The organism is Actinospica sp. (genome assembly GCF_035552695.1).
Lineage (GTDB): Bacteria > Actinomycetota > Actinomycetes > Streptomycetales > Catenulisporaceae > Actinospica.
Genome location: NZ_DASZKT010000230.1, coordinates 51332 through 66375, shown reverse-complemented (window position 1 = coordinate 66375; position 15044 = coordinate 51332). Strand labels below are relative to the sequence as shown.

Annotated in this window: 10 protein-coding genes; all 10 read right to left on the bottom strand. The window is 73.8% G+C overall.

From position 1 onward, the window contains the following. Nucleotides 1-49: 49 nt before the first annotated feature. Entirely contained in the window at nt 50-1624 is a 1575-nt protein-coding gene (locus VG296_RS26535) for a S53 family peptidase (RefSeq protein ID WP_325570346.1), read from the bottom strand. 81 nt (nt 1625-1705) lie between these two features. Further along, the gene (locus VG296_RS26530; protein WP_325570344.1) at nt 1706-2086 is read right to left on the bottom strand and encodes a DUF427 domain-containing protein; all 381 of its coding nucleotides are present in this window, start codon (nt 2084-2086) and stop codon (nt 1706-1708) included. A 31-nt stretch (nt 2087-2117) separates the two neighbouring features. Next, complete coding sequence (locus tag VG296_RS26525) at nt 2118-2855, bottom strand: SDR family oxidoreductase (RefSeq protein WP_325570342.1); 738 nt, start codon at nt 2853-2855, stop codon at nt 2118-2120. A 262-nt stretch (nt 2856-3117) separates the two neighbouring features. Further along, entirely contained in the window at nt 3118-3717 is a 600-nt protein-coding gene (locus VG296_RS26520) for a GTP-binding protein (protein ID WP_349259696.1), read from the bottom strand. A gap of 89 nt (nt 3718-3806) precedes the next feature. After that, nucleotides 3807-4229: a DUF742 domain-containing protein gene (locus tag VG296_RS26515; protein WP_325570340.1), complete on the bottom strand. Its 423-nt coding sequence runs from the start codon at nt 4227-4229 to the stop codon at nt 3807-3809. After that, complete coding sequence (locus tag VG296_RS26510) at nt 4226-4693, bottom strand: roadblock/LC7 domain-containing protein (RefSeq protein WP_325570338.1); 468 nt, start codon at nt 4691-4693, stop codon at nt 4226-4228. The genes VG296_RS26515 and VG296_RS26510 overlap by 4 nt, the downstream gene beginning before the upstream one ends. Continuing rightward, complete coding sequence (locus tag VG296_RS26505) at nt 4693-7539, bottom strand: sensor histidine kinase (RefSeq protein ID WP_325570336.1); 2847 nt, start codon at nt 7537-7539, stop codon at nt 4693-4695. Before VG296_RS26505 ends, VG296_RS26510 begins: the two co-directional genes overlap by 1 nt. 285 nt (nt 7540-7824) lie before the next feature. Continuing rightward, nucleotides 7825-9063 carry a uroporphyrinogen-III C-methyltransferase gene (cobA, locus tag VG296_RS26500; protein ID WP_325570334.1) on the bottom strand — a complete coding sequence of 413 codons (1239 nt, stop codon included), beginning with the start codon at nt 9061-9063 and terminating at the stop codon, nt 7825-7827. Nucleotides 9064-9112: 49 nt separating this feature from the next. Next, on the bottom strand, nt 9113-13258 hold the full coding sequence (gene cobT, locus VG296_RS26495; protein ID WP_325570332.1) for a nicotinate-nucleotide--dimethylbenzimidazole phosphoribosyltransferase: 4146 nt from the start codon (nt 13256-13258) through the stop codon (nt 9113-9115). A 392-nt stretch (nt 13259-13650) separates the two neighbouring features. Further along, nucleotides 13651-15039 (bottom strand): precorrin-6y C5,15-methyltransferase (decarboxylating) subunit CbiE, encoded by a 1389-nt coding sequence (cbiE, locus tag VG296_RS26490; RefSeq protein ID WP_325570331.1) that lies wholly within the window; start codon nt 15037-15039, stop codon nt 13651-13653. Between the last annotated feature and the right edge of the window lie 5 nt (nt 15040-15044).

Below are 15044 nucleotides of genomic sequence, written 5' to 3'. Positions count from 1 at the left end.
CCCTGCATCGACAAGGCCGGGCGGGTATCCGCTTGCGCCGGGTTCTGTATCAGGACTCGGTGATCGTCTTCGCAGTCCCGCCGGTACCGAACAGGCTCGGCAGCGTCGCGCCGTCCGGCGTACCCAGTCCGGTGCACGCGTCCCATCCGGGCCCGGCCGTGTACGCGCCGTTGCCGCCCGAGGTGACGTCCCGGAAGCCGGTCTGCACGGCGCCGGGCTTCGCACCCTCGTAGAGCACCGTCTGCAGCAGTCCCAGCTTCTTCCCGGCCTGCTGGGCGAGCCGGGCCACCAGCGCGGCCCACAACGGCGCCACGGCACTGGTGCCGCCGACGACCGTGGACGTGCCGTCGACCAGAACCTGGTACCCGCTCGCCGGATCCGCGTTGCCCGCGACGTCCGGCACGCCGCGGCCGGTCTTTCCGGTGTCGACGTTGCCCGGCACGCCCGCCCCGGCCTGCCAGCTCGGCACCGGGTACAAGGTGCTGACCCCGCCGCCGGTCGCCGAACCGTTCTGGTCGTTCCAGACGGTCTCCGAGGAGATGGCGCCGCTGCTGTCGAGGGCGAGCGTGGTGCCGCCGCACGCGAGGGTGTTCGGGCTGGACGCCGGGAAGTCGCAGTGCTGCTTGCCGTCCGTGGCCCCGTCGGTCGAACCGCTGTCACCGGCGGCGACCGTCACCGTCACGCCGAGCGCGACCGCGTCCGCGCACGCCGCGTCGAGCGCCTGCACCGACTGCGCGGCCCACGAATCCTCGGTGCCGCCCCAGCTGATCGAGATCACCGTAGGCGTCGGCGTGGCGTGCGCGGCGTCGGTCACCGCGTCCGTGAAGCCCTGGTCCGTGTTCGGCGCGAAGTACACCGTGATCGCGGCGCCCGGCGCGAGCGCCCCGGCCACCTCGATGTCCAGCTGCACCTCGCCGTCCGGACCGTCCGCCGTGCCCGTCGGAGAGTTCGAGCCGCCGTCCACCGGCACCGCCGTGACCTGAGGCGCCGTCACGCCGACGGACTGGAAGTACTGCGTCAGGTTGGCATCGCTGTACCCGCCGCCGAGCTCGATGAGCGCGATCCCCTGCCCGGCGCCGTCGTACCCCGCAGGGAACTGATACGCGGCCCCCACCTGCAGCGGCGTGTACGAGACCGACGCCGCCTGCTTCTTGTGCCGCCGGAAATGCGGCCTGGCCTGCGGCCGCGTGTCCAGGCCCAGCACCGCGACCGTCACGTCGCGGATCGCCTCCGGCAGTGTCAGTTCACCGGTGCGGTACCGGAAGACGCCCGCGTCCGCGTGCTCGGAGGCCGCCGGGTGACGAGCCTGCTGCAGCTCGACCCCGAAGATCTCCGAGAGCCGCCCGACGGTCCCCTCGACCTGGATCCGCCGCGACCCGGCATCCGCGCTCAGCACGCGCAACCCGAGGCGCTCCACCTCCGCCCGCACCCGCTCGAGCTCCGCCGGATCCGCCCCGTGCCAGTCCCGCAACTCCTCACGGGTGAGCACGAGGGTCCCCGGCTCCGGCAGCGGCGCCCGCCGCCGTAGGAACAGGGTGACGAGTGCGGTCTCGGCGGGATCGACGGGTCCCAGGATCTCGGCGTGCGGCAGTGGCGATCGGCGTGAGGCCTCGAAGGTGGTCATAGTTCCTTGATACTCGCCGCGACCCGGGAACACACCGAAACCGCCGAAGTCGGCGCGTCGAGATTCGGTGACGATTCATGCTCACGCGGGCTCAGTGGTGACTTGCACACGGTCGGTGTAGAACGCGACGTGATTGGCGATGGACGCGACGGCCGCGTACGACTCGCGGTAGGTCCACACCGCGTCGGTCAGTGAACCGTCGTCGGGCAGAGCGATGCTGTAGTACGACGCGTCGCCCTTGTACGGGCAGTATGTGTGCGTCTCGGACGGGGCCGACAGGCCCGGGTCGACGTCTTCGAGCGGGATGTAGCGCACCGGCGGGTGGTCGGCCTCGCGGAGTGTCAGGGCCCTGGTCGTATCGGCCACAACAACGGCCCCGACGCGCGCCAGCACGCGCCGGCCGGTGTCCTCGATGGTGATCCGGTGGTCGGGCCCGGGGATCTTGGGCTCGGGGTTCGTCATGATCGTATGCTCCTGAATGGTTGAGACGACGTCAGACGGCGGTGCGCCCGCCGTCGGCGGGAATGACGGCCCCGGTAACGTACCCGGAAGCCGGCGACGCGAGGAACGAGATCACACCCGCGATCTCCTCGGCCTCCGCGGCGCGCGCGAGCAGCGTGGTCTTGCCGGTCGCCGTGGTCCTCTCCCTTGCCGCACCACCGGTGTACACCGGTCCGGGCGCGATGGTGTTGACCCGCACGCCGCGCGGGCTGAACTCGGCGGCCCACGCGCGGGTGAGCGCGGCCAGCGCCGCCTTGGTCGCGCCGTATGCGGCGCCCGCCGGCAGGCCGATCTGCCCGGCCATGCTGCCGACGTTGATGATGTTGCCGCGGCCTCGTTCGGCCATCTTCGGTGCGAGCGCGGCCACCAGGAAGTAAGCGGAGCGCACGTTGGCGGCGAAGAGGGCGTCGAAGGTCTCCGGCGTCAACTCCGGGGTGGGGCCGAACCAGGCGAACCCGGCGTTGTTGACCACGACCTCGGCCTCGCTCGCGGCCGCCGCGACCTGATCGATCGCATGGACGTCCGCCAGATCGGCGCCGAGAAACGCCGCGCTGCCGCCGTTCTTCTCGATCTCCCGCACGACCTCGGCGCCCCGCTCGGCGTCCCGTCCGTGCACGAGGACGTGGAAGCCGTCCTCCGCCAGCCGCACGGCGACGGCCCGGCCGATACCCGAGGTCGCCCCCGTCACCAACGCGGTGCCCGGCGAGTGGGTGTTCACAGCTTCCGTCATGGCTTGTCTCCCGTTCATGGATCAGACTGGTTGGTCTACCCGACAGCCCCAACCTAGACCGATCTGTCTAGGGAAGTCAACCGTTCAGACTCGAATCAAGTGCGAATATGCGTCGTAGTCAGACTGAATGGTCTTTGCCGAGATGCGAGCCACTTCTAGACCAATCGGTCCGCTTTTGACAGTCGCGGAGCGGCGATTTTGCTCACGCAAAGCAGCGGGGCCCGGAGCGATCCGCTCCGGGCCCCGCTTGAACAGTTCCGGTCTACGCCGCCGCCATGGCTCTGGCCAGGGCGAGTTCGAGGACGATGATGAGGCTGTCGCGGACGGAGCCGGAGTCGCGGGCGTCGAATTCTATGACGGGGACCGCGGATTCCACGTCGAGGGCCTCGCGGACCGCGTCGAGGGGGTGCGGGACGGTGTCGGCGAACCTGTTGACCGCCACGGCGAAGGGCATCGTGCGGCGCTCGAAGTAGTCGACCGCGGGGAAGCAGTCCTCGAGCCTTCTGCTGTCCACGACGACGAGGGCGCCCAGCGCGCCCTCGGTGACGTCGTCCCACATGAAGCCGAATCTGTCCTGGCCGGGGGTGCCGAACAGGTACAGCTTCAGCGTCGGGTCGAGCATCACCGAGCCGAAGTCCATGGCGACGGTGGTGGTGGTCTTGTTCGGGGTCATCGACACGTCGTCGACCCCCGCCGCCACCTCCGTGATGGCGGCCTCGGTGGTCAGCGGTGGTACGTCGGATACTGCGGCGACGGCGGTGGTCTTGCCTACGCCGAATCCCCCGGCGATCACCATCTTCACCGGCATGGGCGCGGGTGCCGCCTCTGCGGGCAGCCCGCGCGGTCCTGCTTCGAAGTCCATGTCGAACCTATGCTTGCTCGGGGCGGCTGCGGAAAGGGGCGGAGGGGGCGCCGGGATTGAGCCGGTCGCCGGCGGTGTGGGCGCGCATCTCAGGCGCGACCGGCGGCGGTGGGTATGGCTCGTAGCCCATTGATGACCCTTCGCAGGACGTCGACGTCGGTGTTGATGGCGGACCGCGGCTCGTGCACCGTCAGGAACCGCCCGGCCCGCAGGTCCCCCGCCAGCACCCGGACCACGTTCAGATGCAGGCCGAGTCGCACGGCGAGCTCGGCGAGGGACTGCGGGGTACCGCAGGCCTCGACGATAGCGCGCCGCTCGAAGGCCAGCGCCCCCAGCTGGTGCAGCCCCTCCGTGGTCGCGACCACCTGCGTCTCCATCGGCAGCTCCACACCGGCGGCCACGACCCGGCCCTCGGTGAGCAGGAACGGCCGCACGACGCCGGGCCGGGTCCCGGTACCCGCCGGCTCCGTGACCGTGCCGGGTCGCGGACTCTCCCCCGTATCGCGGCTCATGTCGACACTCCGGCGGCGGTCACTGAGTTCTTCAGCTCCATGATCAGCTGCGGGTTGAGCACCGCGCCGACCCGGTTGCCGAAGAGCGTCATCTCGTAGGCCACGTTGCCCAGCTTGGCGTCCTTCGCGGTGACCACGCCGAGCACGCAGCCGCTGCCGATCGAGGAGACGAGCAGGTGTCCGTCCTCCATGTCGATGATCACCTTGCGCAGCGGACCGAGCCCGTAGTGCCCGGCGGCCCCCGCCGCCAGGCTCGTGAGGCCGGAGACGATCGCGGCGAGGCGCTCCGAGGAGCCGCGGTCCTCCGGCCTCGACACCGCGATCAGCAGGCCGTCCGAGGAGACCGCGATCGCGTCCGCGACCCCGGCGGTGTCGGTGGCGAAGCGCGTGACCAGCCAGGTGAACTCGGCCGCGGCGGTGCGCAGGTCCTGGGTGCTGGCATCGGGCGTCTGGCTGGGGCTCATCACGGCCGTATTCCTTCCGGTTCGTCACTGGCACGGATTATCGGGAGATTCTGCGTCGTGGCGCGCAGGGCCTCCGCGACTCCGGCCTCGAATTCCTCCACGGCCGCACGCGCGGCCTCGGCGTCGAGTAGCTCGGCGTCGGCCAGTGCGGCGGACACCGAGGGGGCGGATTCGCGCACGGCGGCACGGTTCCGGGTACGCCGTGGCAGGGCGCCCGGCGGGTTCGGATCGTCGCCCGCGTCGTGCAGGCCCGGGGCCGTCCGCTCCGGCGCGGACTCCGCCTCGGGGGCCGGCCGGCGGCGCGGCAGCAGCGGCAGCGCGACGGCCGGTTCCGGGCCGGGCGGCGATACGGCGGGCGGTTCGACGGCGGCGGCCGCGGCCCTGATCCGGCGCGCCAGGTCCGCGGAGGTCGGCGGCAGCATGGCGGGCGGCGGGGACGGGGCGACCGGGTTTCCGTTGGCGTGCAGGCCGTTGACGCGGCGTGGCGCCGGATCAGGGATCGCGTCCGACGGCGACGGCGGCTCGTCGGCCGTCTTCGCGGAGCGCCGGCGGATCGGCAGCGGATCGGCGCCCGGGGCGGACACGACCTTGAAGTCGTCCTTCGCGGGCGCGTTCGCCGCGGCGCGGCGCAGCGGCATCGGCGGCAGGTTCGGCGGCACCGGGGCGGGCCGCGGGTCGGACGTGGTCGCGCGCTGCTCGGGCAGCGCCGCGGGCCTGCCGGGCGGCACGGAACGCGCGGCCTGCGCGGGTTCGCGGCGGCGGGCCGGCGGTTCCGGGGCGTCGAACAGCAGGTTCGTGCCGATGTCCAGACGCACCGTCACACCGCCGCCCGGCGTGGCGGACAGCCGCACCGAGATGCCGGAGCGGCGGGCCAGCCGGCCGACCACGAACAGCCCGAGCACCTTCGTGGGCGCCAGGTCCAGCCGCTCGCGCCGCACGAGGCGCGCGTTCTCCTCGGCCAGCCGCGCGGGCGTCATGCCGACGCCGTGGTCCACGATCTCGATGTACGCGCCCTGAGGCGTCGGGCGCACGGATATGTCGACGGACGAGGTCTGCGGCGAGAAGGACACCGCGTTCTCGACGAGTTCGGCCACGATCAGGGTCAGGTCGCCGACCGCGGCGGGCGCGACGGTGACGTCGCCCTCGGCGGACAGCACCGCCCGCTGGTAGCCCTCGACGCGGCCGACCGCGCTGCGCACCACGTCCGTCAGCCGCAGCGGGGCGTCGCTGAGCACCGGCTCGGTCTCCCCGGACAGCAGCATCAGGCTGTCCGCGCCGCGCTGCAGGCGCACCGCGATGTGGTCGATCCGGTAGAGCCGCTCGAGGACGGAGGGGTCGGTCTCCTCCCGCTCGGCCGCGTCGATCAGCGCGAGCTGACGGCCGGTCAGGTTGTGGATGCGGCGTCCGACGTTGCCGAACATCTCCGCGGTGTTGCGGCGCACGGCCATCTGCCGCTCCAGCACGCGCACCGCGCTGTCCTGCACCCAGTTGAAGGCCTCGGCGAGCTTGCCGATCTCGTCGGAGGTGACCACCGGCACCCTCTCGAAGACCGGCACGGCCTGCGGGTCCCCGGTGTCGTCCTCGTCCGCGACCCGCTCCAGGTCGGCGCGGGTGACCTCGGCGATCTTGGTGGCCGCCGCGGTGAGCTGCAGCATCGGGTTGACCACCGAGCGGCGGATCCGGTACTCGAGGACCACCAGCAGGATCAGCACCACCCAGGCGACCGTGACCAGGCCGAGCGCGAACCACTGCTCGCTCTTCGCCTGGTGCCGCGCGGAGCCGATGACGTCCGCGGCGACCTGCTGTTCCATCGCGTCGCGGTCCTGCGTGGACTGCACCGAGGCCTGCAGCAGGCCGGTCGAGCTCTGCAGCCCGACGAGGTCGGGCATGCCCAGCTGATCGGCCATCAGCACCTGGTCCACGGCGGCGGCCGGGTCGGCGCTGGACAGCTGCTCCTCGATGTTCTGCTGCTCGGAGTTGAGGTAGGACTGCGCGAGCGAGGCGATCGAGGTGGTGAAGCGGTTCTGGTCGGAACTGGCGGCGACGCCCTCGAAGCGCGCGGCCTCGTTCAGGCTGACGCCGTAGTCGCGCTCGGCGGCGCTCAGGTCGGGCCAGTCGAGCACCGCGCCGCCGTCGGCCTGGTCGAGGTCGGCCTGGTTGCTCATGGCCAGCAGGTCGATCTCGCGGTTGTGCTCGCGCATGTCGGCGTCGTAGAGGGAGCCGAGTTCGCCCACGTCGGCCGCCGCCGGGCCGCCGTTCTCGGCGAGCACATCCATGTCCAGCGCGTTGTAGAGCTCCTGGATCGCCGTGCCGTAGCCGGTCTCCACGGCGGCGCTCTTGTCCGCGGCGGGCTGGTACGCGGTGGCCCGCGCCCCGCTGACGCCCTGCGTCTCCCAGACGACCTCGGCGAGCGCCTGGCCGAGCGCGGAGGACGTGGCGGGATCGAGGTTGCGGCGCACGGCGGCGAGCGCGTGGTCGGTGCTCGCGGCGTAGGTCCTGAGCGTCTGCACCGTGTCGCCGGACAGGCGGTTGGGCACCGCGGAAACGCCCTGCAGGCCGACCGCGACGGACTGTTCGGTCTCCAAGGCGTTGACCAGCACGTAGACCTGCTCGGCCTGGGTCATCTGGTCGGCCGCGGAGTTCCACTGCCGGGCGGTGTCGAAGTAGCCGTAGGCGACCGGGGCGATGAGCGCCAGGATGATCAGCAGCGGGGCCGCGACGAGGATGTCGAGCTTGCGGCGCAGCGGCATGGAGTCGAGCCGGCCGACACCCGCCCGCGCGGTCCGGCTCGCTCCGCTCCCCGTGCGCACGGCCACTGACGCCTCCACCTCGAACGAATGCGGCACGATGATCAGACAATGGGATCTCGAACGACTGGAACAGTAGCGAATCGCGGGGGCGCTTGTCTCCCCCGTACGGACGGGGTGTCGCAGGGCACGGATGGGTGAACGCTCACCCAGGTGTCAGTGAGCTGGGACTGCGCGTGACGGAACCGGTTGACCACGCCGCGTATTCGGCTCGGCAAATTTCTCTTAAAGCGGCTGCCCGCAACGGGTACGGGGGCTTGAAACACCGACGGCGGCGTCGGAAAATCCGCGCGGCCGCCGGGTGGGGGGCCCGCTGACGGCCGGTCAGAGCCCGGCGACCGGACCGATCACGACGATCGCGGGCGGTGTCACGCCGGCCCGCTCGACGTCCGCGGCCATCGTCTCGAGCCGGGTGCGCACGACCCTCTCGCCCGGCCGGGAGCCGTCCTGCACCACCACGACGGGGGTTCGCGGGTCCTTGCCGCCCTCGAGCAGCGCCGCGCCGATCGCGCCGAGCCGCTCGACCGCCATCAGCAGCACGAGCGTGCCGCGCAGCCGGGCGAGCGCGTCCCAGTCCACGAGCGATTTCGGGTGGCCAGGCGCGACGTGCCCGGAGACCACGGTGAACTCGTGCGCCACGCCGCGGTGGGTGACCGGCACCCCGGCGAGTCCGGGCACCGACACCGCGCTGGTCAGCCCGGGCACGACGGTGACCGGAACGTCCGCCTCGGCGCAGGCGATGATCTCCTCGTAGCCGCGGCCGAAGACGAAGGGGTCGCCGCCCTTGAGGCGCACCACGAACTTCCCGGCCTTGGCCCGGTCGACCAGGATCCGGTTGATCTCCTCCTGCGCCATCGAGCGGCCGTAAGGGATCTTCGACGCGTCCACGATCTCGACGTCGGCGGGCAGCTCGTCGAGCAGGCCGAGCGGGGCGAGCCGGTCGGCGACGACGACGTCGGCCTCGGCGAGCAGCCGCCGGCCGCGGACGGTGATCAGGTCGGGGTCGCCCGGTCCGCCGCCGACCAGTGCGACGCCCGGCGCCCGGCCGCGGAAGCGCGGCGCGGCCAGGGTTCCCTCGCGCAGTCCCTCGACGACGGCGTCGCGCACTGCGGCGGAGCGGCGCGGATCGGCGGTGTCGGCGCCGAGCACGGACACGGTGACGCCGGCGTGTGTCCCGACGGCCGGGGTCCACGCCGTCGAGGCCACGGCGTCGTCGGCGCGCGAGCAGAAGACGCGGGCCCGCTCGGCCTCGGCGGCCACGGCCGCGTTGACCGCGGTGTCGTCGGTGGCGGCCACGGCGTACCAGGCGTCGGCGAGATCGCCCTGCCGGTAGCCGCGTTCGGCCCACTCGACGTGCCCGGCGGTGATGTAGCCCTCGACGGCGGCGGTGACCTCGGGCGAGACGACGGTCACCCGGGCACCGGCGTGCAGCAGCCCGGCCACCCGGCGGGCGGCGACCCGCCCCCCGCCGACCACCACGACCCGGCGTCCGGCCAGGCGCAGGCCGAGGGGGTAGACCTCGGGCGCCCCGCTCGGATCCGACGGGGTCTCGGCGGTGCTCACCACGGGGTTCCTCTTTCGTGCCAGTCTTCAGATGACACGTCGAGCATAATCACTGCTGATCACGGGTGCGCGGCACGACCGCCTCGGCGCTGGCGTCGGCGACGCCGGCCGAGTCGAAGGTGGCGACCTCGCGCAGCGCGCGGACCGCGGAGGCGACCAGCGGCAGCGCCAGCACGGCGCCGGAGCCCTCGCCGAGCCGCAGTTCCAGATCGATCAACGGGTTAATGCCGAGGGCCTCGAGGGCGAGCGCGTGGCCCGGCTCGGCGGAGCGGTGCCCGGCCACGCAGGCGACCGTCACCTCGGGCGCGATGGCCTGCGCCACCAGGGCCGCGGCCCCGGCGATCACGCCGTCCAGCACGACCGGGGTGCGCAGCGCCGCGCCGCCCAGGATGAAGCCGGCGAGCGCCGCGTGCTCCAGGCCGCCGAAGGCCGCGAGCACCCCGATCGGGTCCTGCGGGTCGGGCCGGTGCAGCTCCAGGGCGCGGCGGACGATCTCCACCTTGTGCGCGTAGGTCTGCTCGTCGATGCCGGTGCCGTAGCCGGTCACCTGCGCCGGGGAGGCCCCGGTGAACGCGGCGATCAGCGCGGCGGACGCGGTCGTGTTGGCGATGCCCATGTCGCCGGTGAGCAGGCAGCGGTTGCCCGCGGCCACCAGGTCGCGCGAAGTCTCGATGCCCGCCTCGATCGCGGCCATCACCTCGTCCCGGGTCAGCGCCGGACCCTGCGTCATGTCGGCGGTGCCGAACCGGATCTTGCGCGGCACCAGGCCGGAGGCGTTGCCCAGGTTGGCGTTCACGCCCACGTCCACGACGCAGACCTCGGCGCCGACCTGCTTGGCGAAGGCGTTGACCACCGCGCCGCCGGCCAGGAAGTTGGCCACCATCTGCGCGGTGACCTCCTGCGGCCAGGGGGTGACGCCCTGGGCGTGCACGCCGTGGTCCGCGGCGAAGACCGCGAGCGCGGCCGGCTCGGGCAGCGGCGGCGGGCATTCCCCGGCCAGCCCGGCGAGCTGCTCGGCCACGTGCTCGAGCATGCCGAGCGAGCCCGGCGGCTTGGTCATCCGGGCCTGGCGCTCCCGCGCGGCGGCCGCGGCGTCCTCGTCAAGTCCGCGCACCGCGTCCACGGTCGCGTCGAGCATCGAGACGGGATCGCCGCCGGGCATCGCGCGACGGCCGTAGTCCTCCTCGTGCACGGCCCACGACAGGGGCCTGCGACGCGCCCAGCCGGCCCCGGCCAGTTCGGGCTCGCTCGGGAAGCGCTTGACGTATCCGACGCAGAGGTACGCGACGATCTGCAGGTGCTCGGGCAGGCCGAGCGTCTCGGACAGCTCGCGCTCGTCGAAGAAGGAGACCCAGCCGACGCCGAGGCCCTCGGCGCGCGCGGCGAGCCACAGGTTCTCGACGGCCAGGCAGGTGGAGAACGGCGCCATCATCGGCTGCGTGTACCGGCCGAGCGTGTGCCGTCCGCCGCGGGTCGGATCGCAGGTGACGACGATGTTGACCGGGGTGTCGAGGATCGCCTCGATCTTCAGCGCGGCGAAGGCCTTCGCGCGCGCCTTGGGCAGCGACGCGGCGTACGCCTTGCGCTGGCGGACCGCGAGATCGTGCACGGCGCGGCGGCGCTCCTCGTCCCGCAGCACCAGGAAGTCCCAGGGCTGCGAGAAGCCGACGGAGGGCGCGGTGTGCGCGGCCTCCAGGATCCGGGTCAGGACGTCGATGGGGAGTTCGTCCGGCAGGAAGTCGTTCCGGATGTCGCGGCGCTCGTGGATGACCCGGTAGACCGCTTCCATCTCGGCCTCGCCGTAGCCGGGGGCGCGGTCCTCCTCGGCGGCGGGCGCCGCGGGAGCGGGCGCCGGCGCCTTTGCGGGCGCGGCGGGCCGCGGCGCGGGCTTGACGGCGGGCTTCGCGACGGGTTTGGCGGCGGGCTGCTCGACCGCGGCCTGCCGGACGGGCTCCGGAGCGGGCGCGGGCTGCTGCTCGACCTGGGTCGGCGGCTGCTGCTGCTCGACCTGGGCAGACTGGACCGGCGGCTGCTGCTCGACCTGGGCAGACTGGGGTTGCGGCTGCTGCTGGGGCTGCGGACGGGCGTGCGAGCCGGAGCCGGAGAGCGGATCGTCCTCGCCGGGCTCCTGCTGCTTGGCCTGCTGCTGCGCCTGGGCCTCAGCCTGCTCCTGCTCGGCGTATTCGGGCTCGTACGTGCCGGACTGCGCGGCGAAGTCCTCCTCCTCGCCGGGCTCCGGGTCGAGCAGCACCGGCATGGGCGCGGACAGCGCCTCGGGGACCGTCTCGTCGACCGAGTTGTCGGCGCGGCGGCGGGTGCCGCGCGGGGCGGGCTCGTTGCCCTGCGGTGCGACGGCCTGCCAGGGGACGACGAGTTCGTCGGCCTCCGGCGCGGACTCCTCGAACTGCTGCGGAGCCTGCTGCGCGGGTGCGGGGGCGGGCTGCTGCCGAGCCGCCTTCGCGGGACGCGGCGGCAGCGGCGGAAGATCGCCCGCCGAGTCCTCCGGTACCCGGCGCGGGGCCGGGACCGCGGGGGCGACCGAACGCAGGTTGGCGCTGCTCAGGTCGTCCGCCGCGGGCGGATTCGCGGGCGCGGGGGCAGCGGCGCCCTGCGGCGGCTGGCCAGAGACGCGGCGGCGCGGCGGCGCCATGCTCTCGCGCACTCCACTGGCCGAAGGGGAAGCAGAACCCTGCTCCTGCCGCACGTCGTGCCGGCCGGACTGGGACTGCGGGTCCTGATACGCCTCCGGCGCGGGCTGCGCGGCGGGTTCGAACACGGACGGGGCCTGCTGCGGCACGGACTGCTGCGGGACGGACTGCTGCGGGACGGACTGCTGCGGGACGGACTGCGGCTGCTGCCGCGGCGGCGCCTGGACCGGCGGCTGCTGCGGAACGGACTGCTGTTGCTGGGGAACGGACTGCTGCTGCGAGGCCTGCGCCTGAACCGGCTGCTGCTGCGGAACGGACGGCTGCTGCTGAACCTGCGCCTGGACCGGCTGCTGCTGGGGAACGGCCTGCTGCTGCGAGGCCCGCGCCTGAACCGGCTGCTGCTGCGGAACCGTCGTCTGCTGCTGCGGAACGGACGGCTGCTGCTGAACCTGCGCCTGGGCTGTGACCGTGCGCTGGCCGGAGGAGGAGAGCGGGTCGGCCTCGGTCTGCGCGGCGGCGTCGGCCTGCTGCTGGCGCACGGCGGCGCGTCCGGCGGCGACGGCTCCGGCAGCGGCGATGCCGCCTCCGGTGCTGCGCACGCCGGAGCGGGCCGGGCCGCGCTCGGGCAGCGGGACGGGCGCGGGCAGCGGCTGCGCGGGGACGGCCGGGCGCTGGGCCTGCTGAACAGGGCGCGGCGCCTGCTGCTGCACGGCCTGGGCGGCCCGCGGCGGCGCGGCGGACCAGGACGCCGAGCCGGAGAGCGGGTCGAACTCCTGCTCCGGATAGCCGCCGCGGTCGGCGGAGTCCTGCGCAAGCGGCGGCGCGTACGGCGCGGCGGACGCGGCCGGAGGCGGGACCGCTCCCACGTGCTGCGCGGGTCCCGGGCCCGGCTGCTGCGCCATCGGTGCAGGCTGCGGCGCTGCGGCCGGGGCGCCGGCCTGGGCCGGGATCGGGCCCGCGGCGGCGCCCGGCTGCTGCTGCGCGACCGGCCGCTGCGGCGGAGCCGGAGCGGGCACGGGCGCGGGGGCGGGCGGCACCTGGTAGTCCTCGGGAGCGCCCGCGTCGTAGAGCGGGTAGAACTCGGCGGTCGGCGCGTCGTGTCCCGGGCCGGGGGCCGGCATGGTCAGCCGGGGCTGCGGCGCGGTCGAGTCGATCTCCATCGGCTGCGGCATGCCGGTCACGCCGGGCATCGGGTTCGGACGCTGCGGGCCGCCGAAAGCGGCTTCCGGGTAGCCGACGCCGGAGGCGCCGGGGGTCGCGAGCCACGGCGTGTCCTGCGGCTGCGCGGGCTGGCCGGGCGGCCGGCCGCCGACCTGCCCGGGGACGCCGGCGTTCGGCGGCAGCGGACGGCCCGGCAGCTGACCCTGCATCGGACGGCCGACCGGCTGCGGTCCGCGCTGCCGCGGCGTGCCGCCCAGCGGGGCCTGTCCCGGCGCGCCGGCGCCCGGGGCCGCGGCACGCTGATCCGGCCGCCCGTCCGCCGGGCCGGCCGCACGCTCGTAGCCCTGCGCGTCGAGCTCGTGGCCGAACTCGTCGGTGCCGGTCATCGTGCCTCCTCGTTCCGTGTCCACAGCGCCGTGCCTCGACTGGTGCTCTTCCTCGCCTGGCCGGGCCCTGTCCCCCGCGGGAACCGTGCGGACCTGACGGATCCCTGCGCGCCCACCGCGCGGCGATCACGTACCCTACCCGGAACGCACGGCCGCCGTCATCGCCGCGGAAAGACGCGGCGGTCGCGCACGGCGCCCGGTATCAGGCAGTGCGCAGGTGACGGGAAGCCGTCAACCGGCTGAGCGAGTGACGCACGCCACCCGTCCGAAGGATGTGGCGCGCATCGCGGTGCTAGCAAAAAGGAAATACCGGAGTACTCGGATTTCCCCGGGCGCAGGGGACGAATTCCGAACGGCACGCGAACGTTCGCATGCCGTGGCGTGAAGCGGCGTCAGGAGCGTTCGCTCCAGAGCACGAACACCGGGTCCTGGGCGGCGAAGCGGTGGGCGTCGCCGGGTAGCGAGACGAGCCGTGAGGACTGCAACAGTACGCCGTCCACCCGACGCCGCTCCCGGCCCTCGCCGCGCAGCGCGGCCTTCACCTCGGCCACCCGGTCGATCGCGGTGGTCGCCGCCACCACTATTCGCGGATCGCGCCCGGTCACGGCGCGCACCACGTCGGGTCCGCCGCCGCCGAGGAACACCGCGTCCGGCTGCGGCAGGTCGAGCAGCGCTTCCGGGGCCTGGCCGCGCACCACCCGCAGCCGCACCTGATGCATCGTCGCGTTGAGGTCTATCCGTTCGCAGGAGTCGGCGTCCCGCTCGACGGCGACGACGGCGGCGCCGAGCCGCGCGCATTCGATGCCGACGGAACCGGAGCCGGCGCCGACGTCCCAGACCAGCGTTCCGGGCCGCGGCGCGAGCCGGGCCAGCACCAGCGCACGCGCCTCCGCGGGCAGCACGCGTCCGGAGCGGTAGACGAAGGCGTTGTCGGTCGCGGCCCAGCCGCCGGCCGGTCCGGCCCAGCCCGCGACCGGCACGGGGCCGGCCCCGGAGGCGCCCGGCGCGAGCACCTGCGCCTCGTCGAGGCAGAGCACGATGCACGGGTCGCCCCAGATGTGCCGTTCCGCGGCCTCGTCCAGGCCGAGCCACTCGACGGATTCCTCGGGCTCGCCGAGCCGTTGCGCGACCACCAGGGTGCGTGCGGGTCCTGATTTGTCCGGTCCGAGCAGTTCGACGGCCAGTTCGCGCGGTCCCGCGCCCTCACCGCACATCACGGCGACCTTGGGGTACGCGCGGCACAGGTTCGCCGCCGCCCGCAGCGTGGCACCGGGTCCGTGGCCGAAGCCGCCGTCCTTCGCCGCGCGGCCGCCGGTGCGCACCTTGCCGGAGCCGCGGGTCTCGGTGCTGTCGACGCCGTCGGCCGGCGGATCGACCGCCACGACGAACGCGTCCTCCCAGGCGAGTCCGATCCGGCCGAAGGCGGTGGCGACGGAGGAGACCGCCGGGATCGTGCGCACCCTGAGCCCCTGCTCGCGCAGCGCCCGCACCACGCCGAAGTAGCCCGGGTCGCCCGAGGCCACCACGACCGCCGGGCCGTCGTGCAGCGCGAGCCTGGTCAGCGCCGCGCCGAGGCCGCCCATGTAGATGCGGCGCGCGGTCTCCGGGACGGGGAGCAGGTCGAGGTGCCGGATGCTGCCGATGACGAGCGTGGCCCGCTGCAGCGCATGGCGCGCGGCCGGGCCCAGCGGAGAGCCGTCGAAGCCGAGGACCGTCACCGTCACCCTCGACGATGCGGCCGGAATCGCCCCGCGCGGCCCGTGCTCCTGCTCAGTTGCCATGTCGC

What these genes read in the sequence shown, in the direction of transcription:
- cobT (WP_325570332.1), bottom strand. Translation starts at nt 13,258, where the DNA reads ATGACCGGCACCGACGAGTTCGGCCACGAGCTCGACGCGCAGGGCTAC.
- VG296_RS26515 (WP_325570340.1), bottom strand. Translation starts at nt 4,229, where the DNA reads ATGAGCCGCGATACGGGGGAGAGTCCGCGACCCGGCACGGTCACGGAG.
- VG296_RS26510 (WP_325570338.1), bottom strand. Translation starts at nt 4,693, where the DNA reads ATGAGCCCCAGCCAGACGCCCGATGCCAGCACCCAGGACCTGCGCACC.
- VG296_RS26520 (WP_349259696.1), bottom strand. Translation starts at nt 3,717, where the DNA reads ATGGACTTCGAAGCAGGACCGCGCGGGCTGCCCGCAGAGGCGGCACCC.
- VG296_RS26530 (WP_325570344.1), bottom strand. Translation starts at nt 2,086, where the DNA reads ATGACGAACCCCGAGCCCAAGATCCCCGGGCCCGACCACCGGATCACC.
- VG296_RS26525 (WP_325570342.1), bottom strand. Translation starts at nt 2,855, where the DNA reads ATGACGGAAGCTGTGAACACCCACTCGCCGGGCACCGCGTTGGTGACG.
- VG296_RS26535 (WP_325570346.1), bottom strand. Translation starts at nt 1,624, where the DNA reads ATGACCACCTTCGAGGCCTCACGCCGATCGCCACTGCCGCACGCCGAG.
- cbiE (WP_325570331.1), bottom strand. Translation starts at nt 15,039, where the DNA reads ATGGCAACTGAGCAGGAGCACGGGCCGCGCGGGGCGATTCCGGCCGCA.